The organism is Microvirga pakistanensis (genome assembly GCF_004458765.1).
In the GTDB taxonomy this organism is placed as follows: Bacteria; Pseudomonadota; Alphaproteobacteria; order Rhizobiales; family Beijerinckiaceae; genus Microvirga; species Microvirga pakistanensis.
In genome coordinates this window covers 1-223 of the sequence record NZ_SPJX01000719.1, presented here as the reverse complement: position 1 = coordinate 223, position 223 = coordinate 1, and the positions used below count along the sequence as shown (strand labels likewise).

1 pseudogene is annotated in these 223 nt (G+C 70.0%); it reads left to right on the top strand.

Annotation, left to right across the window (positions count from 1 at the left end):
- A pseudogene (locus E4K09_RS28620) lies at positions 1 to 223 on the top strand (electron transfer flavoprotein-ubiquinone oxidoreductase); the annotation flags it as partial.

Below are 223 nucleotides of genomic sequence, written 5' to 3'. Positions count from 1 at the left end.
TGCTGGTCGAGGACGGCCGGGTGGTGGGGGTGGCCACCGGCGACATGGGCGTCAGCCGCAACGGCGAGCCCAATGCCAACTTCACCCGCGGCATGGAGCTGCGCGCCCGCTCCACGATCTTGGGCGAGGGCGCGCGCGGCTCGCTCACCAAGCAGATGGTCGAGCGCTTCGGCCTGAATGCGGGCCGCGACCACCAGAAATACGGCATCGGCCTCAAGGAGCT